Source organism: Dyella sp. AtDHG13, assembly GCF_003201105.1.
Lineage (GTDB): Bacteria > Pseudomonadota > Gammaproteobacteria > Xanthomonadales > Rhodanobacteraceae > Dyella > Dyella jiangningensis_B.
This window is the reverse complement of the sequence record NZ_QICJ01000012.1, coordinates 1-21507: the sequence shown is the minus strand read 5'-3', so window position 1 is coordinate 21507 and position 21507 is coordinate 1. Positions and strand designations below refer to the sequence as shown.

Below are 21507 nucleotides of genomic sequence, written 5' to 3'. Positions count from 1 at the left end.
AGGCGGGTCCTCGAATAATGTTTTCTTTACCTTGGCGAGACCCACTCTCGGAGAGCTACGGCGCGTGTGGGCGCACGCCTTGCGATTGAGTCGGCGTATCCGTCGCCTCTGTACGAAATGCTCTGCGCGACTCGGCCGCGACTAAGCGGCAAGGGACATTTGCTAGCATTCGCCGATGCTTCCCTCGCCCCAAGACATACTCCACAGCGTTTTTGGCTACACGCAGTTCCGTGGCCAGCAACAGGCCATCGTCGACCAGCTGATTGAAGGCGGGGACGCGCTGGTGCTCATGCCCACCGGCGGCGGCAAGTCGCTCTGCTATCAGATTCCGGCGCTGGTGCGGCAAGGCACGGGCATCGTGGTGTCGCCCCTGATCGCGCTGATGCAGGATCAGGTGGACGCGTTGCGCGAAGCCGGCGTCGCCGCGGCTTATCTCAATTCCAGCCTGAACGCGGAAGACCAGCGCGAGGTGGAGCGCCGCCTGCTGGAAGGTGAGCTGAACCTGCTCTACGTGGCGCCGGAGCGCCTGCTCACCGCACGTTTTCTGAGCCTGCTCGAACGCACGGAAGTAGCGCTGTTCGCCATCGACGAGGCGCATTGCGTTTCCCAATGGGGACACGATTTTCGCCCGGAATACCGTGAGCTGGCGGTGTTGCACCAGCGTTTTCCACAGGTGCCGCGCATTGCGCTGACTGCCACGGCGGACGAGCGCACGCGCGATGAAATCGTCGAACGCCTGGCCCTGCAGCAGGCCAGGCAGTTCGTTTCCAGCTTCGACCGGCCGAACATCCGCTACCAGGTGGGGCAGCGCCACAACGCGCGGCGCCAACTGATGGAGTTTTTGGAGCGGCACCGCGGCGAGACCGGCATCGTCTATGCGCTGAGCCGCCGCAAGGTGGACGAAACGGCCGCGTGGCTCACGGAAGCCGGCATCGAAGCACTGCCGTACCACGCCGGCCTGGATGCGGCCACGCGCAACGCCAATCAGCGCCGCTTCCTGCGCGAGGATGGCGTGGTGATGGTGGCGACGGTGGCGTTCGGCATGGGCATCGACAAGCCGGACGTGCGTTTCGTGGCGCACCTCGATTTGCCACGCAGCATGGAAGGCTATTACCAGGAAACCGGCCGCGCGGGCCGTGACGGCCTGCCCTCGGATGCCTGGATGATCTACGGCCTCTCCGACGTGGTGACGATGAGCCAGATGATCGCCCAGTCCGAATCGGCCGACGAGCGCAAGCGCGTCGAGCGCCAGAAGCTGGAAGCCCTGCTGGCCTACGCGGAAACCACACAGTGCCGCCGCGAACTGCTGCTTGCCGCGTTCGGCGAAACGTTCCACGGGCCGTGCGGGCGATGCGACAACTGCGTCGAACCGCCCAGAACATGGGATGCCACGGTGCCCGCGCAGAAGGCGCTTTCGGCGGTGTATCGCAGCGGCCAGCGCTTCGGCTCGGGACATGTCATCGGCATCCTTCGCGGCGATGACAGCAGCCGCATGAGCGAGCTGGGACACGACCGCCTGTCCACGTTCGGCATCGGCGCCGACATGGACGAGAAGCAGTGGCGTTCGGTGTTCCGGCAGTTGCTGGCGATGGGCCTGCTCGAGGCGGACGCCGAAGGCTTCGGCACCTTGCGCCTGACCAAGACCAGCCGCGACGTGCTGGTGGGCAATCGCCAGGTGCTGCTGCGCGAGGACGCCGCGCCGGTGCGGGGATCACGCAAGCGCAGGGACAGCAAGCTGGTCACGGGCAGCAGCCTGGGCGTGGAAGCCTACGAGCAGCCGTTGTGGGAAGAGCTGAAGAAGCTGCGCATCCAGCTGGCCAGGCAGCATGGCGTGCCGCCCTATGTGATTTTCCACGACGCCACCTTGCTGGCGATGCTGCGTGCCTTGCCGTCGAACGAAACGGAACTGGCCTCGATCAGCGGCGTGGGCGAGGCCAAGCTCAAGCGCTACGGCAAGGATTTCCTCGCGGTGATCAACGCGCACGACTAGGCGCGTGCTTCGCGATTCGTGCGCGAGGTATGGCGATCAGCCGGCCAGCCGCCAGCGCGTGCCTTCGGCGGACACCCGCGAGTGCGCCAGGGCCTGTTCGGGGATATAGCGCCATTGCGACAGTTCGCCTGGCAGGCGCGCCTGCGGGCAGGCCATGCGCGTGGCGATCAGGGCGGCTTCGGCGGTCTCGTGGCGGCCAATTTCCCGTTCTTCGCACAGGGCGCGCCACTGGCGCCCGTGGCGGATGATGCGGAACAGGCCGGATTTCGACGGGTGAACGTATTGCGCCAGCATGGGGTCGGACGGTCTTCTTCGACAGATGCTGCATAGCCTGCCTGTCGCGCGTGACTCCTCTGTGATTCCAACGCGACGATTCCGTGGCGGCCGTGCTGCGTTTCCATGGCGCTTGTCACCTATATCTGCATCGCGTGAAAAATCCGCTGTTTCCAGGAGAAACCGCGCCTTTGGGCGTCGCCTTACCGATGCGACTGGTCAGGAAAACTGCCAGGCGAGGCGGTATCGCGGAGCGCGTCAGGCAGACGCCAGCGAAAGAATTCGCGATCGCCCAGGGCCCACAGATCGCCGCCTTGCCATGAGAAGGCCAGTGCGTGCACGTCGCTCTTCGACGGCGATGCATCGAGCTGGACGGGCGTTCGCCCTCGCGCGACATCCCACAGGGCCACGCGCGGCCCGCCGTGCATGGGGCCGTTGGAGCCCATGGCCAGATAGCGTCCGTGCGCGGAGCGTGCGGCCGCGGGCAGAACATCCATGGCGCCGAGCACGGCCGACAGCACGTGGCCATCCTCGAGATCGACGACGTGCATGCCGACGATGCGGCCGTGGCGCACGAAAGCGCCTTTCATCGACGGCGGCAGAAGCCGGTCATCGTCCGGCGTGAGGACGAAGCCGGTGGCGATCCAGTGTCCTTCCGGCGAGCCCAGCGGCGTGGGAACCCATTGCGCTACGCCGGTGGCATCCATGGGATCGGGCGTACCGAAACGCTGCGGAAGCGCGATGGCGCGCAAGACTCGGCCACTGGATGCATCGAGTTCGGCGATGCCCGGCTGATCCTCCACCCAGAAGGCCTTGGCGTCGCGCCAACGTACCGGCGCGATCAAGGTATTGCCCTTCATGCGCACGCCCATCATGGATTGGCGTGCCGACGCGAAGGCGACATGGAAGGGCCAGGTGTCGTCGACGGACGATGGCGGCGAGTCCGGCCGCAGCGCGGTGAAGTACTCGTGCCCGAGCCGGGTCCTGTCGTTGTCCGCATCGTTGGTGCGGAGGTTGTAGTCATGGCGGAAAAAGACCGGCTGTTGATCGCCGGCTAGTTCCCAGCGCGGGTTCTGCTCCTCGGTGGGGGCCCAGTTCAGCGTGTGGCGGACGAGCCGACGCATGTCGACGTCGTAGGCGATCAGCGCACGCGGCGCCTTGCTGTCCGTCGTGCCGTCGAACCAGCCCGTGCGTCCATCGGCGCTCAGCGAAAGGCGGTCGGCTCCTTCCGCGCCGCGCCAGATCTCCTCGGCCTTCCATCCGTCGACAGTTTCATGGAAGCGCCACACGTGCTGCAGCCAACCGCTGTCATCGGACACCTGCGCGCTCATGAGCATGTCGCCATCGGGCAGCGCGAGCAGGTCATGCGGATAGAGCAGGGCGCGCGAACTTGTGACCAGCGTGTCCCAGCGCATCGACTCCGCCTTGATCACGGGGCCGTCGCTGCCGGGCGCGCTGAGCACCAGCGGCGGCGCCGTGGCCGGCTGCGCGACGGGCTGTTCCCAGGCCAGCGGGGTGCGTGCGATGTCCACGCGATGGGGCAGGCCGGCCAGCGCATCGCGCACGGCCTCAAACACCGGTGCGGGCACCACGCCGTTGCTGAGGATGCGCGCCGGCGACGAGCCGAGCACGTTGAAGTTGGACAGCTGTTTCCACAGGCCGGCATCGGGGTTGGGAAAGTCGTCGGCGCGCGAGATGTCCACGACCGTGGCCGGGTGCCCGAACATCGCCGTGACGTCGAAGACCGCGACGCTCAGGGTGCTGTCGTGCGTGTCGGAGAGGAGGCGGCTGCGCTTTTGCGTGGCGTACCAGCTGGGGTAGGTCACGCGAAAGGCGTCGAGGCTCGCGCGGTCCTGTGGCACGGAGTCGACGCGGGCGCGTTCCTGTGCAAGTCGCTGCGTCATTTCCGCCGGCGTAATGGCTCCTTCCTTCACCGCTCGTTGCAGACGGGGCAGCGTGAAGCCATCCACCAGGGCGTCGCGCAGGTCGGCGCGGCGCGACAGCAGCACGCGATCCCAGCCCTCGGGCAGATAGGCGAGAAAGCTGTTCTCGGCCTCCGCGGTGAACGTGCCGAACGGCTTCAATGCGCGCTGCACGGCGGGTTGCACGCTGTCGTAAGGACCATCGACCAGCAGCAGGACCTCGTCGGCGACCCATGGGTGTTTGCCGTCATCCCACACGAGGACTCGTTCCTTGCGCCCGGCGGCCACCCTGGCGCCATCGGGAAAGTCAGCCGCCGAGGCGATGCGCCAGCGCAGGCCTTTCGCTGTGGTTGGCGGCAGCGTGTCTGCCACGGCCCCGTGTGCGCAGGCCACGCCCAACAGCCCGGCCAGCATCCTTGCCATGCGCTTCATCGCTCCGACTCCTTTCCGTGGTGTCCTGAAACACGAACGGCCCGCATCGCTGCGGGCCGTCGCGATCATTCCTGACGGGCTATGTTACTTGCGCTGCGCGGCCGTGGCGTCGCGCGCGGCGCGGAACTCGGAGTCCTTGCTCCAGTCCGGCCAGGTGTCGGAATTGGCCAGGTCGCTGCCGAGTTTGTAGAGGATCTGCAGATCACGCGCCATGCCGGTGAACGGCCAGTCGGCCTGCCATTCGTCCGACGGCTGGTGGTAGTGCTTGGCCACGTATTCGTCCTCGGCCGCCTTGCCGGCGGCCAGGCCGCCATCCACCCAGTCATTGCCCGAGCCGAACGAAATGGCCGGCACGCCGCGCTTGGCGAAGGAGAAGTGATCGGAGCGGAAGAAGTGGCCGGCCTCCGGCTTCGGGTCCGGCGAGTACACCAGGTTCCACTGCTTGGCCGTGGTGGTCAGCTCGTCCAGCAGGTCGAGCTTGGCGCTGCCGGAGATGGTGAAGTTGCGCGCCGGGCCGTGCGGGTCGAGCGCATCCATGTTGATGTCGGCCACCGTGGTGGCGAGCGGGTAGAGCGGCTTGGAGGCGTAGTACTCCGAACCGAGCAGGCCCTTCTCTTCGGCGGTGACGTTGAGGAACACCACCGAGCGCTCCGGCTTGGGCTGGCTGGCGAAGGCGCGGGCCAGCTCGATCAGCGCGGCGGTGCCGGTGGCGTTGTCCACGGCGCCGTTGTAGATCTTGTCGCCCTTCGCGTCGGGCGCGCCGACGCCCAGGTGATCCCAGTGCGCGCTGTAGATCACCGTTTCGTTCGGACGCTTGCTGCCCTCGATGCGGCCCACGATGTTGTGCGAGGTGATGACCTTGGCGTTGATCTTGTAGTTGGCCGAGAAGGTCTCGCCCTTCAGTTCCACCGGCTTGAAGTCGCGCGTCTGCGCCTGCTTCTTCAGCGCCTCGAAATCCAGGCCGGCGGACTTGAACAGGTCGACCGCCACGTCGCGCTGGATCCACGCCTCCACCGGCGTGTGCACGCTGGCGGGATGGTCGCGCACCACGTCGAACTGGGTGTTGGTGTTGGAGTTGGCCACGGTCGCCCAGCCGTAGGAGGCCGGCGCGGTTTCGTGGACGATCAGCATGCCTGCCGCGCCCTGGCGTGCGGCTTCTTCGTACTTGTAGGTCCAGCGGCCGTAGTAGGTCATGGCCTTGCCGCCGAAGTCGCCCACGCCGGTCTCGAAGTCCGGGTCGTTGATCAGCACCACGGCGATCTTGCCGTGCAGGTCCACGCCCTTGAAGTCGTCCCAGTTGCGCTCCGGCGCCTTGACGCCGTAGCCCACGAACACCAGCGGGGCGTTCTTGATCGACACGGCCTTGGAGCCGTCGAGCGCCGAGCGCACGGCGATTTCCTTGCCCTGCGTCAGCGGCTCGTTCTTGCCGTTGACAGTGAAGGACAGCGACGGCGTGCCGGCGATGTCCGACTGCAGCAGCGGCACCGCCTGCGTCCATTCGCGCTTGCCGTTCTTCAGGTCGCCACCGGGCTGCACGCCGGCCGCCTTGAACTGGGCGACCACGTAATCGATGGTCTTGGTTTCGGCCGGCGTGGCCGGGCCGCGCCCTTCGAAGGCGTCGGACGAAAGCGTCTTGACGTCGTCGGACAGGCGGTGCGGGTCGATGGTCGGGGTGGTCGGCGCATCGGCGGCGAACAGCGCCGACGTCACGGACAGGGCGAGCAGGGATAAGGCCAATCGCTTCATGGACAGCACCTGGGGTGGAAACGAGCCTCGATAGTAGAGACGGCCGCCGCCGCCGGTCCATAGCCGATCGCAGCGCGCAAGAGGCGCAGGGCTCGCCGGGCGCATGAAAACCCCTGAAAAACAGGCCTCCGCCGGGCTCGAGCGTGACTTTCTTCACCCCGGGGAGGCCGATATCGAAAAAAAACTGCATTTTTTCCGTCTTGCAGCTTGGCGTAACGGGCTGGCATGCCATACATTCCGCATGCCGAGAGGCATCAAACACCACCTCATACCGATTACCACGGGGAAATGTATGGCGAAGGCAAAAACAGCAGCAAAGAAGAAGGCCGCACCGAAGGCAGCTCCGAAGGCCGCCAAGGCGGTCGTTCACAAGCCGATCAAGGAAGCGCTGGGCAAGTCCGGCCTGGTCGCCCATATCGCTGAAACCAGCGGCGTGGTCGCCAAGGACGTGCGCGCGGTGCTGGCCTCCCTCGAGGCTGCCGTGACCGGTTCGGTGCACAAGAAGGGTGCCGGCCACTTCACCATGCCGGGCCTGCTGAAGATCACCGCCGTGAACGTTCCGGCCAAGCCGAAGCGCAAGGGCATCAACCCCTTCACCAAGGAAGAACAGTGGTTCGCTGCCAAGCCGGCCACGGTGAAGCTGAAGATCCGCGCGCTGAAGAAGCTCAAGGACGCCGCTCTCTGAGCGTGACGTTGCACTAGAGCATGCGTATCAGGTGCGGCCTCCGGGCCGCACCTGTTTTTTTGGGGAAGCGAAACCGTGGGTTTTCCGGTGATGCCCGCCCCAGGCGTCAATGCCTGTCGGTGCCGATGATGCGGCCCGTCTGCGGATCCAGCTGCAGGGCAACGCCCTTGCCGGCCGGGTTGTCCGCCTTGGCCGTCCACACGCCATTCCTGTAGTCCACGTCGCGCACATGGGTATAGCCCTGCGTCGACAGCTGCGCCCGGATATCCGCCTCGCTCAGGCGCGGCACCTGCTTGTCCGGAAATACCTCACCGGTACGCGGATCGATGCGCAGGTCCACGCTGCGGTCGTCGGCGCTGCGTGCCTTGGCCGTCCATACACCATCGTGGAACGCCAGGTCGTGCACCTTGCGGTAGCCCTGCTGCTCCAGTTGCGTCTGCACCTGATGCTCGGTCAGTGCCTCCTGCGCCATGGCCGTGCCGGACAGAGCCAAGGCGATCATGAGGGTCGAGGAAGCCAAGGTCTTCATGGGAGTGCCTCGTTGCTGGGGAGCCTTGAGTGTTGTGGCGACAAAAACAACTCGTGGTGAACACTTTCGAACCGCGGGCTGAACCGCGGTGAGTGCGGGCCACACATTTCGTTGAGGCGCGCGGGTTCATGCTTCCGTCGTGTGGCCGGTTCATAGTGGCTGCCGGCGCCGCGGTGGCGCCTGAGCGAGGCCGTCGCCGGAGGGCGCGGCGGCGCGATCGAAAGAGATCACCCAACGAGGGCAAGACATGGCTACCCCGAGCGATCTTCCGTTGAGCCTGTACAAGGCCAACACCGAGTTTCAGCTGCGCGTGAACAAGCTGGTGATGGAGAACTGGAAGAAGTGGCTGGAGCTGTCCACCCGCGCCATGGACGATGGCATCGCGGAACAGCAGGCGCGCGTCGAGCACCTCATCAAGGCGCAGGACTGGGCGGCGCTGGCATCGATGCCGGCCGACGCCTTCTGGCGCCAGCTGCAGCAGCGCATGGGCGATGCCAACGTCACCAACCAGATCGCCGCCAACGTGCAGGCGCATTTCGCGCAGGGCCTACAGGACGCGGTGCAGACCTGGCAGAAGGACACCGCCCGTGCGCTTGGCAGCGTGGGCGACATGGGCCTGTCCGAGCCTTGGAAGGACATCCTTTCTCCCTGGGGCAAGTTCCATCCGACGACCTGATGCGTCGTCGTGGCGCCCGGTGACCGGTCCCGGGCGTCGCATCACGTCGCTCTCGTGAATGTCTTCTCGCCGTGTCCATGCGGGTTCGCCTTCACTCCGTTCTGCCCATTCCATCGCGTTACGCCCGCGGCGGCCATGCTCAACTGCGCCTCCTGTCTGCCGCACACGCGTTGCCGGCGATGCCGGAAGCGCGGGCGGGACGCCTGGCCTTGGGCCGCCATGGATTCCCCGTCTTGTCACACAGGTTTAGTTAGCTAGGGGACTTGGCCCGAGGAGAATGCGCACGCCATGGTCGCGGGCCGGGGCAGGGGACAGCGAACACGAGGACTGGGCATGGCTCAGCGGGGGCAGGCCGGCAACGTGCCGGTCGACAACGTGATTGGCGGACAGGATACGTGCGGCGCGATCAGCGCGCAGGCCAGTGTGTCTCCGCGCTTCAAGTCGTCAGCGCGCTGCTGGATCGGCCAATGGCCTTCGTGCGCACCGCGAACATCGATGGTCGGCGGCTGATGCGTTACGCGGTCTATTTCTGCCCCGCGCCGGCAAGCGCGCTGGCGGCCCTGGGGCGCGACTGGTTGAGCAGGGAGCTGGCCACCAACGGCATTCCCGGCATTGCGCTCGCCCGCTGGAACGCCATGCTGGCGGACGTGCGCCGTTACGGTTGGCACGCCACGCTGCGCTCGCCCTTCACGCTGTCGCCCGATGTGGATCTGAGCGACCTGCGCCGGACCCTGCAAGCGGTGGCGCGAGCGCATGCACCCATCAACCTTGCCTTGCGTTGCGCTCGCCTGGCGGGGTTCCCCGCGCTCCGTCCACTGGGTGACTGCAAGGCGGTGAATGCCCTCGCCGCCGCCTGTGTCGAAGCGGTCGAGCCGCTGCGGCTGCCGCTGGCGGAGACCGATTTCCAGCGTCGCGCCTCAGGCCTCGACGCCATCGAAACCCACTATCTTGGTCGTTACGGATATCCCTACGTGTTTGAACGCTATCGTTTCCATATGACGCTCTCGGCGCCGGCTTCCGTGGAGGAAGAACGCGCGCTGCAACGCTGGCTCTCGCTTCGGGCATCGATGTTGCCGACGGCCCGCATCGACGCACTGACGCTCTGCGTCGAATCCTCACCCGGGGCGGCATTCGAGCCGCTGGAGCGAATTGCACTGCAAAAAGTCTCTGCGGCCTGATGGTCGAGCATGAGGCATCTTCGGCCGCTCATTTCCGATAGCGCGGCCAGGCACGGCTCACATGCGCTTGACGGAAAGGCGAGGAAGGTCAGCGGCGGAACACGGACGTGCGTGCGACTCCGAATGCGTCGATGAGATGGCGCGTTCGGAGCCATCAGCGACAGGCGCGTGATTCCTGCGTCTCGCGCGAATCTGAGGCAGAGCTGCTAACAGTGGAATGTTTCATGCATAGCATTTGTCGAAGAGGCGAACCGCCATATCCACGACGCGATGCCGAAATGTTTGACCTAGTGCACATTTGCAACGAGGCGCTGCGCTACGATAGTGGAAGTACCTAGCCGGGGCGTATTCACGTGGCTTTCACGCTCCGCCCGATGTCATTGGCCGCTTGCGCCAGCTGCCCGGCGCAGGCGAGGGGATTATTCAAACAGGGGGACGCCATGCTGGATGCACCGTGGGCTAATCCGTGGTTCCGACGCATTGGCTTGGCCGTCTCATACGGGCTGCTGATCTATCTGGTCCGTCAGGTTGCGATCACGCATTTCGTGCTGTTGACCGGCGTGCATCTCACCGTGCTCCTGCTCACGCGCTATCGCGACTGGCCTCTGCTGGTGGCCGGCGAAATGGCGGTACTGGTCCCCATTACCATCCAGTGCATCGACCAGTGGGGCTGGGGCATTCCCTGGGGCATATTCAACGTCATTCCCGCCATCGTGATCATGGCTCCGGTGGTGTGGCTGGTGCGCGAGCGCTGGCCAATCATGACCTCGCGCTACAGCTTGAACATGGGTGCCTTGCTCGGCTGCGCGCTGGTGCTGTCATTCCTCATGACCGGATACAACATCGCGTCCATGATGGTCATGCACTTGCCGCCGGGCTATGTCGCGCATTTCGACAAGCTGGGCGTTGAATGGGTGCTGGGCAATTACCTGGGCATCCTTGCGGTGACGCCCACCGTCCTGTTCGCTCACCAGTTGTTCAAGGGCGCTTACTGGCGCGAGTTGGGCGGGCGGCTGCTCGATAATCGGGTGGTGCTCGACAGCATTTTCCTGGTAATTCCGGCGTTGTTGCTGCTGGTCTGGATTGGGTTGGAATCTGCCCACGTCCGTCAGATCGCGCAGGTCGCCATGTTCCTTCCCATTGTCTGGCTGGCCATGCGTCACGGCTGGCAAGGGGCGGCGATCGGTGGCACGGCGGCCAGCCTGGCCGTGATGGCGCTGATGCCGGCCACGTACGACCAGCAGACCATGCAGGCAGAGGCCATCGTCGCTTTCGCCATTTCGTCCATGCTGCTGTTGGGCGCACGCATAGGCGCGCTGAACCAGCACGCTGAACAGGAGCGCATGGATGTACGCATGGCGTTGGCGCTTGCCCAGCGCAACGTCCACATTGGCGAGATGCAGCTGCGCACGACATCGCTGGCGCTGGAGCAGATTCGCGAGACGGTGCAGGCCAGCTTCGCGATGATGATGTCGCGGATCCGCCACCTGCAGCCGACGATCGAGGATCGCAGCTACCACCGCCAAGCCCTTGTCGCGCAGGATCAGTTGTTCCGTCTGGCGGATAGCCTTTATCCCGTGTCCTGGCGTGAACGCGGCCTGCCCGCGGCGCTACGCGAAGGCGCCATCCCTCGTGCGCTCGATGAAACCGGCGTGGGTTATTGGTGCGATCTTCGCGGTCCGTTGAGCCGGTTGTCGCAAACGCTGCACCTGGCGATTTATCGCCTGGTGGTTGAAGTGGTGGCCGACGCCTGCGCCAAGCGAAACGTCAGCGAGATCGTCGTGCGCATTCGTTGTGGCGAAAAAGGCGGTCGGCGCTGGGCGCTGGTCAGCATCATTCTGCGCGGTCAGGCCGAAGCGGCCTCCCATGTACGCTGGGATGAACTTCTCCCGCGCGTCATGCGGTCCACCAGCGGCATGGGTTGGTCCGGTATCCGCGACCGTGCAATGACCTTTGAAGGTGACGCCCGCGAGCATGCGCTTGCCAATGGCCGTCGCGTGAGCCTGCTCCTACTCGATCCCATCACGATCAGCGGCGTTTGACACGCCGCTGACCGGTGTTTCCCCTGCTTACCGGTTGTGCGTGCTGCACTGCGCGGGGTCGCCCGAGCAGGCTGACATCGCATTGAGCTGCATCGTGCCATCACTCAACGGCGTGGCCGTCAGCGTGGTCGCACTATCCTGATAGACCGTGGTCGGTGCGCTGGTCGGTGTCGCCGTGGTCGACACCGCCGGAGCCTGCTGCGGGGTGGCGACCAGCTGCGAGAAACGACCCACCGGCAGCGTGATGAATTGCCCATTGGCCGAGCCTACGGCGCCCAGCACGTTGCCGTTCAGATCATTGATCTGGACGAACTGGATGCCGCCAAGCGTAAAGACATAGGCGTGGAAGTTGGGACTGCTGCTGACGTCCGATGCATTGGGCCAGGATTGGCCAAGGCCGGAAGCGGGCGGCTGGTCGGCGAAGGCGGCCCCCGACAAAGCGAGAGCCAGCACGCCAAAAAGGCATGCGCGGGAAGAGAGGGCTTTCAACATAACGGACCCCTTTGCTGGTGATGTGCTCAGGTATTGAGCAACGGCCCGAATGTAACACCAACTCCGTCACAAACCTTGTGACTGGCGGCCGAAAAATCGCCATATTTGCCGTTATTGAGTAACCAAAAGCCGCCATTTATGCCAGGCACTGGCTTTGACAAAAGCTGCTAATGAAAAAAATGTTTGGGTTATCGATTTGTTCTCGGCAATCGGGGTTATGGAGGGACGGATTCGCTTCGGGGTCAATTAAGAAAGTGCCCGGGTGTGGTGGCAGCGCAGGCGCGCCACTATGCACTTTCGGGCGTGCATGTGCCATTCGTCCGAATATCCATATCGACCGCAGGGCCGTGCGCTCATTATTAATAACCCGTCTTTTGGATCGATTTTTATCGTGCGCCGATCATGCATGAATGGCAGCGCGCATCCTTTTCCGTGTGAACTTGTCTGGCCGCACGAATGGGTCGCTTACTTCGGGCGATTATCTCGACCGCTGCAGTAATAAGAAGGGCGCATTGCAACGACAATCGCGTCGCAAACGATAGACATGGCGCGAGCGTGGGCTACGGACGATCCAGGCACGAGGCTTTGCGCCTTTCATTCGCGCCAAACAAAAAAGCCCGCTTCTTGCGAAGCGGGCTCTTGAAAACGTGGTGGCCGGGGACGGAATCGAACCGCCGACACGGGGATTTTCAATCCCTCTAGCAGAAGTCCAGTGTCGTGCATCGATGTCTTGCAATATAACTTAAGTGCTTGAATTTAAATGGTCATATTGCTCACCAAGGTCTCCAGTAGTGCAGTGTGAGCCGATCACAAACGGCAACCGAGCGGCTACCATTACAGAGACTCAAGTTCTCGTTTGGAGCTCGGATGGCATCGTTGACCTACAGAAAGTTGGCTGCATTGAAGGCAGGGAAGTGGGTAAGCGACGGTGGGCCGAGAGGGGGAGGGGTCTTGGTCGCCCGCAAACTAAAAAGCGGACCGGTCATTTTTTACTTCAGGTACACCGGTAGTGACGGGACCCGGTCGGTCCTCTCGCTGGGTGAGTGGGATTCCAGCGGGAAAGGGTTCTCACTGGATGATGCCCGGATCTTGGCGGATCAATGGTCAACCAAGTATCGGAACGTCACGCGGGACCTTCATGTCTTGCAGGAGCAAGAGGAAAGAGAACGGCAACGACTGGAAGAGCAGAGAAAGCGTGATGCGGAGTCGGCAGCGGCACTCGCTTCCGCTTCGTTGGGGGCCCTGCTTATCGGGTATGTCCAGCAACTCGAGCGCGATCGCAAGCCGAGTGCCCGAGCAGTCGAGCGTACGTTTGAGAATCACGTTCGCAAGCCGTGGCCTGAACTATGGAAATGTCCGGCTATGGGCGTCAGCCAAGACGATTTATTGGGTGTCGTGGCTTTAGTCGTGAACGCGGGAAAGATACGAGAAGCAGCAAAGCTGAGGAGCTATTTGATTGCAGCGTATAACGCGGCGATGCGGGCTCGTCAGGACGCTCGGGGACTTCAGGCACTACGAGAGCTCAAAATCACTAGCAACCCGGCGGCCAACTTGATATCGATTGATGGTGCCACGCGGGCCCGGGAACGAGCGCTGTCATTGAACGAGTTGCGGGCATACTGGCGACGGATCCAAAAAATGGATGACGAATCGGGAGCGTTGCTTCGATTCCATCTTCTGACTGGAGGCCAGCGCGTGGAGCAACTGGCCCGCCTGACGCTCGATGATTTCGATGCCGACACCAAGACGATTCGGCTTCGTGACACCAAGGGGAGAAGGAAGGTCCCCCGGAACCATGATGTTCCACTAGTTCCCGCTGCGATCGAAGCCATGGAAGCGATGAACAAGGGGCTCGGGCCTTATCTCTTCACTGTTACGGCTGGCGAGAGTGGTGCTTCGTACTATTCAGTCCAGCACCGACTTCAGTCGGTCGTAGAGCTGATGAAAGAGGCACGGGAGCTAGAAAAGGGTGACTTCGCGGTTGGTGATCTTCGGCGCACAGTGGAAACACGGCTGTCCGCAGCTGGGCACCAGCCCTTTGAGTTAGCTCAGCTTCAATCGCATGGTTTGGGCGGCGTGCAGGCGCGTCACTACAACAAGCATGACTACCTTCAGGAGAAGAGAAAACTGCTTGAGTCCTTATACGGACTTCTGAATCCCCCGACTGAAAGGAGGTCTGATGAATTCAATGAGAAGCAGGCAGAAATTCTGGCCTAGCCGGCGCACCTTTCGAGCGGCCTGTTTCAAAAGCATTCAGCTTGAGTGATTCGAGTTGCTCAGCGGCACTGGCGATCCCCCTCACCATCTTCTTTAGCAAAAGGTGCGGTAACTGCGGGAAGAATATCCAGCACGACTTCCGAAGGACGGCACAGCCGAGTCCCAAGCGGCGCTACCACAAATGGCCGATTGATGAGGATGGGGTACCGGAGCATGGCATCGATAATCGCATCATCGGTAACACCTGCTCCACCGAGGCCCAGTGCAACAAAAGGTGTTCCCTTTTCGCGCAAGGCTTCACGTGGCTTGAGCATCGCCTCATCAATGAGCTTGATCAGCTGTTCTCGTGTTGGCGGGGTCTTCAGATATTCGATGATCGTGGGTTCAATACCAGCATGACGGATCAATGCCAGCGTGTTCCGCGACGTGCCACAGTCGGAATTGTGGTAGATCGTGACATCCATATTCAGCGCGCTCCACTGGCGCAGCAACTGCGCGTTTTTCTGGGCAACTGGTCAGCCGATTGAAGAGCGGGTGTTGGCTCGGCGGCCACTTCGACGACCTGTGCTGCGGCAGCGAGTGCGCGTGCTTCGGCGGCACCCTTGCGTTCGCTATAGCGGTCAACTAAATAGTCGCTCCGGTCACGTACCATCAGCGTGAACTTAAACAGCTCTTCCATCACGTCGACAACGCGATCATAGAAGGGTGATGGTTTCATCCTGCCGTTCTCATCGAACTCTTGCCATGCCTTGGCGACGGATGACTGGTTTGGAATGGTGACCATGCGCATCCAGCGGCCGAGCACGCGCAGCGCATTGACGACATTGAACGACTGCGAGCCACCACAGACCTGCATGACAGCCAAGGTGCGGCCTTGCGTGGGTCGAACGCTTCCTTCTTCCAACGGAAGCCAATCAATCTGGTTCTTGAAGGCCCCCGTCACGGAGCCATGGCGCTCAGGACTGACCCATACTTGCCCCTCGGACCACAAGGACAGCTGCCGCAGTTCCTGCACCTTGGGATGACTCGCCGGCACGCTGTCCAACATGGGCAAATCATGAGGATCGAACACGCGGGTTTCTGCTCCAAACTGGCGAAGAATCCGCTCCGCCTCCAGAGCCAGCTTCCGACTAAACGACTGCGGTCGCAGCGAGCCGTACAGGATCAATATCCGCGGTGGATGCCCGGAACCCTATGGCAGTGCCAATTTCTCCAGACTGGGTTTGTCGAGAACATCGGCAGCGACGTGGGGTAAGTCTTGCAGCGTCATGGTGGGTTTCCAAGCAGTTGCGTTGATGTAACGATTCTATCATTATGGAAATATAGAATTACAACTTGGCAGCCACCCGAAACTATCGACGTCATGCATCCTTGTCGCGTTCTCTTTATCTGTACGGGCAATTCCGCACGCAGCATCTTGTCGGAAGCCACGCTCAATCACTTGGGTAAGGGGCGGTTCGAGGCCTACAGTGCCGGCAGCAAACCGACTGGACAAGTAAATCCCTATGCTCTGGAAGAGCTGGCGACAGCGGGTATCGCCATCGATGGGCTTAGTAGCAAGTCGTGGGATCGTTTCGTGGGGGAGGAGGCCCCGCCGCTGGACATCGTGATCACGGTCTGCGACAGCGCAGCCAATGAACCTTGTCCGGTGCTCTTTGGCGACTTCGTGCGCTCGCACTGGGGCCTGCCAGATCCGGCTGCGGTGAAGGGTAGCCCCACGGCCATCCATGACGCCTTCCGCAAGGCGCACATGCTGATTACCTATCGCCTGATGTCGCTACTGAATCTTCCGGTCGAGACGATGAGCCCAGAAGAGCTCAAATGGGCACTTGATGGTATCGGTGCACTGACTGGCGAAGATGATAACGAGGATGTGGCATGAACAACGCAATAATTGCCACCGACAGCGCATCGGCTCCAAAGGTAACTCGTATCGGGTTCTTTGAGCGCTACCTGACGTTGTGGGTTGCGCTATGCATAGTGGCCGGCACCTTGCTAGGGCATGCAATGCCAAGCACGTTCGAAACACTGGGGCGAATGGAAGTAGCCAAGGTCAACCTACCGGTGGCGGTGCTGATCTGGCTGATGATCATCCCTATGCTGCTGAAGATCGACTTCGGAGCTATGGCAGGTGTCCGCCGTCAATGGAAAGGTATCGGCGTCACGCTTTTCATCAACTGGGCGGTCAAGCCGTTCTCCATGGCTTTTCTCGGCTGGATCTTCATTCGCCATGTGTTTGCGGCATGGTTGCCGTACGATCAGCTCGATTCCTATGTGGCCGGCCTTATCCTTCTTGCTGCCGCACCCTGCACGGCAATGGTCTTCGTCTGGAGCAACCTGTGCGGTGGAGAACCCAATTTCACGCTGAGTCAGGTTGCCGTAAATGACGCCATCATGGTGGTGGCTTTCGCACCGATCGTGGGGCTGCTACTTGGGATCTCAGCAATTACGGTTCCATGGAACACGCTGATCCTCTCGGTCTTGCTCTATATCGTCGTACCGGTATTGATCAGCGCCGTCGTCCGTCGCTTCGTTTTGGCCCATGGCGGTCATTCTGCACTCCAGCGCTTGCTAGCTCGGCTCGGCCCGATATCGCTCGGCGCATTACTGTTGACCTTGGTGTTGCTGTTCGGCTTTCAGGGTCAGCAGATCCTTGCTCAGCCGCTTATCATCGCGATGCTTGCAGTGCCGATTCTGATCCAAGTGTATTTCAACTCCGGCTTGGCTTATCTCCTGAACCGGAAGCTCGGCGTGCCTCATTGCGTTGCCGCCCCCTCGGCTCTGATTGGCGCGAGCAACTTCTTCGAACTCGCCGTGGCTACGGCTGTCGGCCTGTTTGGCGTGCACTCGGGAGCCGCATTAGCCACCGTGGTAGGTGTTCTGATTGAAGTGCCGGTGATGCTGTCAGTGGTTCGTATCGTCACCGTGAGCAAGCGCTGGTACGAAGCCCATACGGCCTGATCGGAGACTGCCATGCAAGGTCACTACAACGTTCTGTTTGTTTGTAATGGCAATTCGGCGCGCAGCCTGCTCGCTGAGGCGGTCACGAACCATTTTGGACAAGGCCGGTTCCACGGATACAGTGCTGGAAGCCAGCCTAAGGGCTTCATCTATCCGCAAACGTTAGAGGTTCTTCGCGCGGTCGATCTGCCAACGGAGACGCTACGCAGCAAGGGCTGGGAAGAATTTACTCGCCCCGGAGCTCCGGTGATGGATTTCGTTATCACCGTTTGCGATCAAGTTGCCGGCGAAGTCTGTCCAGCGTGGCCGGGAGACCCTATCACTGCACACTGGAGCATTCCCGATCCTGCCAAGGCCACGGGAGAGCCGGATGTGATCTATAAGGCTTTTCTACTTGCTCGCAACCTGCTGCAGCAATGCATCAGCTTGCTGATGAATCTCCGAATGGAAGCGCTGGATCGTCTGGCGCTGACCAGTCAGCTGGCAGCGACTGGGCAGGTCGCAGCACCGTCAAATCCCGGATAGATTGCCCAGACCTATCTGTTTTTTGGCATTCCTTTACACTGAGCACGACCCGAGCGGCGTACCTATTTTTTCATGCAGACCAAACAAGCCATCACTGTTCTCTCCGCGCTTGCGCAAGAATCGCGGTTGGCCGTGTATCGTTTGCTTGTCGAGCACGCACCTGATGGCTTGGCTGCAAGCGCCATTGCCGAACAGTTGGGGCTGGCCAACGCCACGTTGTCATTCCATTTAAAGGAGCTCGTCCACGCTGGCTTAATCACAAGCAGACAGGACGGGCGATTCATTTACTACTCACCGCTTCTTGCGGTCATGACTGAGTTGGTCGGATATCTCACGGAGAATTGCTGCGCTGCGACGGGCAAGTCTTGCGCACCTTCTACCGTAACCACGGCCACCGTTCGTCCAGCACGCACCCAGAAGCGTACGGCGGGATGACGACTCAGCCAGCCTGCTGAAGCGCCCGATAGATCGTTGCAGGCCCTACATTGAATCGTTCTGCCAACTGGGCGACGGAAAATTTCTCCTCTTCCCGCAGCGTCCTGATCCGATTGCACTGCTCCGGTGTCAAGGCCCGCTTTCGTCCGAAAGCCACGCCTTTCTGTCTAGCATTTCGAATCCCGTCGGCCTGACGCTCGGCGCGAATGTCATTCTCAAAAGCGGCGAAAGCCCCCAGCAGACTGAACATGAGTCGGCCTTCTGAGGTGCTGGTATCGATGGCCTGATCCAACACCTTCAGGGCCACACCCTTTTTCTTTAGTGTTTCGGCGATCTTCGCCAGATCGAGCACAGATCGCGCCATACGGTCTAGCTTGGTGATCACTAAGGTGTCCCCGTCCCGAAGGAACTGGAGGCAAGCCTGAAGCTCTGGCCGACTATCAGCCTGCGTTCCGGACCGCTTCTCGGCAAAGACCCTTGTGCAACCGAACGCTATCAGCTTGTCCTGCTGGATATCCAAGCTCTGCCCAGAGCTGCTGACACGTGCGTAACCCACAACTTCGCTCATTACCAAATCTCCTAAGAGGATATGAGAGTATCATTCTGATAGGAGTTTTGATAGCCCGCTGGGAGGCTATCGGAAGGTATAGTTTTTGGGAATACCGCCGTTACAGTACGCTCAGCAGACGTGGACTGTTTTCAACAGGGAGTGGTATGTCAGACACCTTCAATAAGGCAGCTCGCCAGGGCCTGATCAAGAAGTTCTCGATCTATGGGTTGTATGGATACCGAGACCTTCACCTGAATTCGCCACACTGCGCGTCCATCCTGATCGCAAGAAACGGCATGGGAAAAACGACGTTGCTGGCTGCGCTCAACGTATTTCTCAAGCGTCAGTTTCACCGTTTGGTCGACCTGGAATTCCAGCGCATCGAATGCGAGATAGCGGATGCGTCCATCGTTCTGCGAAAAGAAGAGCTGGACCCGATAAAGCAGCTGATTGCAGGGCCCGCATTTACCCAGCTCATCGAGTCCACGAAGGTACCTGTTCCAGAGCTGCTTGATTTCGTCCTCAGCGAATACGATCCCAGTGATGCTATACGCTCAGTCCAAGCGTCTGAGCTGTACGAGCAGCTTTTTCAGGCATTTCGTTGGGATATGAACGTTGCGAAGAATTCGCTGACCCGAGTTTTTAAAGAACTCGATTCTGTAGCCCCGTCGCTGATGGGCCTAAGGGGTCTTCTGCAGGAGCGCCTGGGCGATGCTGAAATTGTGTACCTGCCGACCTATCGCCGCATTGAGTTGCCCCTTGCGGAACGAAAAAGTACGGAATCAATTGGCGTCAAGCGAAGAAATCCTGTCAAACGACTTGAGTTCTATCAGGGCGGCTTGCACAGTCCGGATATCTATTTTGGCCTTTCTGACATTTCGGAGCGCCTTGCAGCGCTAAACCTTCAGATCCAATCAACCTCCAATAACGGCTACCGGGCGATCAGCGCGAACATCATCAAAGAGCTACTTGATGGCAGCTTTGAACGAGCGCAGTACAGCCCTGGTGCCCTCCCGGATAAGGCTTCGCTGAAGTTGTTTTTCGACCGACTTCAAACCCCGCGTTTTCTAAGGCAAATTGGGTCTCCCGTGGACATCGTTGTCCCAGACTTGGATAAGGTCTATGGCGAAGGAGCGAACACCGAAACGGGTCGAGTGTTCCTGGATTATTTCCTATCGAAGTTGGCGTCCGTAATCGAAACTACTCGGGACGTCGAGGTGATGGTGGAGAACTTTGTAGAGCACTGTAATGCGTATTTATCTGGGCGACTCCCAGATGAGGATGGTGGGTTGTTCTCCCATTACGACGCTCAGCAGGACGCGGGATTCGATGCAAAGAGCTTGATCTTAGATCGTCAAAATCTAGCGGTTCATGTGATTCGTAGCGCCAACGGCCATCAGGTCCCGCTTGATGCCTTGTCCTCCGGTGAGAAGCAAATTCTCTCTCTGTTCGCTCGCCTATATCTGTACGAGCGCGAGATGATTGTCCTCATCGACGAACCCGAGTTGTCCTTGTCACTTGAGTGGCAGCAAAAAATTCTGCCTGACATTATGGCGGCCCCGAAGTGCATTCAAATGGTGGCCATCACGCATTCGCCGTTTGTGTTCGAAAACGAGCTTGATCCCTTTGCTGGGCCTCTGATTGCGAAGGCAAGCCAGTTTGCCGACTACGATGAACAGGATGTATACGTCGACCATGAGTGATCTTGCAACGGAGCTTCGCCGGCGTCGGAATTCGCCATCACGCATAAAGTTGGAGATATCTAAACTTAGGGCCGAACGACCAGATCAGTTGGTCATCGTATTTGAGGGTAAGGACGATAAAATTGCGTATCGCGCGTGGATCCAGAGGTGCGGCGGTACTGTGTCCTATGAGCCGGTAGTGGCGGAAGGCAAGAGAAACGTGCTGGAAGTCCGACAGATGCTTGTTCGGGATCTAACTGGCATGTTCGAGAAGGTGTATTTCGTAGTTGATCGGGACTTCGATGACTTGCAAGGTGAGGAGCCTAGCGAGAGCCTGTTTTGCACCGATCGTTACGCCATTGAGAACTACTTGGTCGAGCAAGGCGTCGTTGACAACATTTTGTGCGATAACTTTCATTGTCATGGTGACCGCGAACAGCGAAGGTTGATCGTTGCAGGTTTTGTAAGCTCGCTGCAGGACTTCAACAATCTTTGCAAAGACGTCAATGAGCGGCTGTTTTATGCGAGGCGCCTGGGAATCCGTTTGGTTTCCGGCGTTCCCGAAATGTCACCGCACATCCGGGTCCAGCTTTCAGCGTGCACCGCAGCGACGGGAAAGACCTGCAAAGAGATCCTTCCACTAGTACGAGAGCCCCTGCCCGAAGAGATCGCCGGCCTCGCGGAAGAGTTCGCGGCGTTTCAGCCTCAACTTCGCTACCGAGGCAAATTTCTCATGGAGTTCTTCAAGAAGTGGTTGCGTTTGCTTGCTGAAGACAGCTCGGCCAATAGTGGGCAGCTTTTTAGGCAGCCAGTCCGGCCGAACGTAGACAGCAATGTGCTGTCGATTGGCACGTTTGCATTGCATTCCCCCATCCCTGAGGGAATGCGGGAGTTCGTCCAGCGCCTGGTCTAGATGGCATCGACGGCGAGGGGGGTGGATAAATAGAGAAGGGCCTCCGGGCCCTTTTTTTATAGGCAGTCCTTGCCGCTACCCAGAGAAACCCCCAGTTTGAGTTTATCGAGATAGTCCGCCCACGCAGCCATCATTTTGCGGCGCTCTGAAAGGTGTGCTGTACGTGACCTGCCCCCAGGTTTCCGTGCCAATCTGATCTAAGTAGAGTCCGTCATAACGACGAGGACGGACATGAAGAAGCGTTTTACCGACGAACAGA

The 21507-nt window shown here is 60.8% G+C and carries 19 protein-coding genes and 1 pseudogene; 12 read left to right on the top strand and 8 right to left on the bottom strand.

The genetic code is table 11. From position 1 onward, the window contains the following. The first annotated feature begins 175 nt into the window (after window positions 1-175). Window positions 176-1990 (top strand): DNA helicase RecQ, encoded by a 1815-nt coding sequence (gene recQ, locus BDW41_RS18060; protein WP_074550646.1) that lies wholly within the window; start codon window positions 176-178, stop codon window positions 1988-1990. A 36-nt stretch (window positions 1991-2026) separates the two neighbouring features. Here recQ and BDW41_RS18055 read toward each other — a convergent pair whose 3' ends face one another. The 3 genes from BDW41_RS18055 to BDW41_RS18045 form a co-directional block, all read right to left on the bottom strand. Further along, window positions 2027-2284 (bottom strand): hypothetical protein, encoded by a 258-nt coding sequence (locus tag BDW41_RS18055; RefSeq protein ID WP_074550648.1) that lies wholly within the window; start codon window positions 2282-2284, stop codon window positions 2027-2029. Between the two features lie 182 nt (window positions 2285-2466). After that, a complete protein-coding gene (locus BDW41_RS18050) occupies window positions 2467-4617 on the bottom strand; it encodes a hypothetical protein (RefSeq protein ID WP_074550650.1) in 2151 nt (716 codons plus the stop codon). Window positions 4618-4701: 84 nt separating this feature from the next. Next, window positions 4702-6363, bottom strand: a complete 1662-nt coding sequence (locus tag BDW41_RS18045) for a M28 family metallopeptidase (RefSeq protein ID WP_074550651.1) — start codon at window positions 6361-6363, stop codon at window positions 4702-4704. Window positions 6364-6655: 292 nt separating this feature from the next. Between BDW41_RS18045 and BDW41_RS18040 the strand changes: the two genes are divergently transcribed. Next, window positions 6656-7048 (top strand): HU family DNA-binding protein, encoded by a 393-nt coding sequence (locus BDW41_RS18040; protein WP_074550653.1) that lies wholly within the window; start codon window positions 6656-6658, stop codon window positions 7046-7048. A 106-nt stretch (window positions 7049-7154) separates the two neighbouring features. Here the strand turns inward: BDW41_RS18040 and BDW41_RS18035 are convergent, their stop codons facing one another. Next, the gene (locus tag BDW41_RS18035) at window positions 7155-7577 is read right to left on the bottom strand and encodes a PepSY domain-containing protein (protein ID WP_074550654.1); all 423 of its coding nucleotides are present in this window, start codon (window positions 7575-7577) and stop codon (window positions 7155-7157) included. 247 nt (window positions 7578-7824) lie between these two features. Between BDW41_RS18035 and BDW41_RS18030 the strand changes: the two genes are divergently transcribed. The 3 genes from BDW41_RS18030 (at window position 7825) to BDW41_RS18020 (ending at window position 11473) form a co-directional block, all read left to right on the top strand. Further along, window positions 7825-8253 carry a phasin family protein gene (locus BDW41_RS18030; protein WP_074550656.1) on the top strand — a complete coding sequence of 143 codons (429 nt, stop codon included), beginning with the start codon at window positions 7825-7827 and terminating at the stop codon, window positions 8251-8253. Window positions 8254-8720: 467 nt separating this feature from the next. Further along, window positions 8721-9431, top strand: coding sequence for a DUF1045 domain-containing protein (locus tag BDW41_RS18025; RefSeq protein WP_083337732.1), 711 nt, complete (start codon window positions 8721-8723; stop codon window positions 9429-9431). 440 nt (window positions 9432-9871) lie between these two features. Further along, window positions 9872-11473 (top strand): MASE1 domain-containing protein, encoded by a 1602-nt coding sequence (locus tag BDW41_RS18020; RefSeq protein WP_074550658.1) that lies wholly within the window; start codon window positions 9872-9874, stop codon window positions 11471-11473. Window positions 11474-11500: 27 nt separating this feature from the next. Here BDW41_RS18020 and BDW41_RS18015 read toward each other — a convergent pair whose 3' ends face one another. Beyond that, window positions 11501-11965, bottom strand: a complete 465-nt coding sequence (locus BDW41_RS18015) for a hypothetical protein (protein WP_233496926.1) — start codon at window positions 11963-11965, stop codon at window positions 11501-11503. 867 nt (window positions 11966-12832) lie between these two features. Here BDW41_RS18015 and BDW41_RS18010 point away from each other — a divergent pair. Next, window positions 12833-14182 carry a tyrosine-type recombinase/integrase gene (locus BDW41_RS18010; protein ID WP_083337733.1) on the top strand — a complete coding sequence of 450 codons (1350 nt, stop codon included), beginning with the start codon at window positions 12833-12835 and terminating at the stop codon, window positions 14180-14182. Between the two features lie 59 nt (window positions 14183-14241). Here the strand turns inward: BDW41_RS18010 and arsC are convergent, their stop codons facing one another. Together arsC and arsH are read right to left on the bottom strand one after the other, a co-directional pair. Continuing rightward, on the bottom strand, window positions 14242-14646 hold the full coding sequence (arsC, locus tag BDW41_RS18005) for an arsenate reductase (glutaredoxin) (protein WP_199535369.1): 405 nt from the start codon (window positions 14644-14646) through the stop codon (window positions 14242-14244). 2 nt (window positions 14647-14648) lie between these two features. After that, a pseudogene (arsH, locus tag BDW41_RS18000) lies at window positions 14649-15452 on the bottom strand (arsenical resistance protein ArsH). Window positions 15453-15545: 93 nt separating this feature from the next. Between arsH and BDW41_RS17995 the strand changes: the two are divergent. The 4 genes from BDW41_RS17995 (at window position 15546) to BDW41_RS17980 (ending at window position 18103) form a co-directional block, all read left to right on the top strand. Beyond that, on the top strand, window positions 15546-16064 hold the full coding sequence (locus BDW41_RS17995) for an arsenate reductase ArsC (protein ID WP_074550664.1): 519 nt from the start codon (window positions 15546-15548) through the stop codon (window positions 16062-16064). Continuing rightward, entirely contained in the window at window positions 16061-17143 is a 1083-nt protein-coding gene (arsB, locus tag BDW41_RS17990; RefSeq protein ID WP_074550665.1) for an ACR3 family arsenite efflux transporter, read from the top strand. The genes BDW41_RS17995 and arsB overlap by 4 nt, the downstream gene beginning before the upstream one ends. 12 nt (window positions 17144-17155) lie before the next feature. Further along, complete coding sequence (locus tag BDW41_RS17985) at window positions 17156-17668, top strand: arsenate reductase ArsC (RefSeq protein WP_074550667.1); 513 nt, start codon at window positions 17156-17158, stop codon at window positions 17666-17668. Window positions 17669-17740: 72 nt separating this feature from the next. Then, entirely contained in the window at window positions 17741-18103 is a 363-nt protein-coding gene (locus tag BDW41_RS17980) for a metalloregulator ArsR/SmtB family transcription factor (RefSeq protein ID WP_074550668.1), read from the top strand. A gap of 4 nt (window positions 18104-18107) precedes the next feature. On the opposite strand, the gene BDW41_RS17975 is transcribed toward BDW41_RS17980, so the two are convergent. After that, the gene (locus BDW41_RS17975) at window positions 18108-18671 is read right to left on the bottom strand and encodes a recombinase family protein (RefSeq protein ID WP_074550670.1); all 564 of its coding nucleotides are present in this window, start codon (window positions 18669-18671) and stop codon (window positions 18108-18110) included. Window positions 18672-18817: 146 nt separating this feature from the next. On the opposite strand from BDW41_RS17975, the gene BDW41_RS17970 reads away from it, so the two are divergent. Together BDW41_RS17970 and BDW41_RS17965 are read left to right on the top strand one after the other, a co-directional pair. After that, window positions 18818-20356, top strand: a complete 1539-nt coding sequence (locus BDW41_RS17970) for an AAA family ATPase (protein ID WP_074550671.1) — start codon at window positions 18818-18820, stop codon at window positions 20354-20356. Next, the gene (locus BDW41_RS17965) at window positions 20349-21248 is read left to right on the top strand and encodes a DUF4435 domain-containing protein (protein WP_158537012.1); all 900 of its coding nucleotides are present in this window, start codon (window positions 20349-20351) and stop codon (window positions 21246-21248) included. Before BDW41_RS17970 ends, BDW41_RS17965 begins: the two co-directional genes overlap by 8 nt. The last annotated feature ends 259 nt before the right edge of the window (window positions 21249-21507 follow it).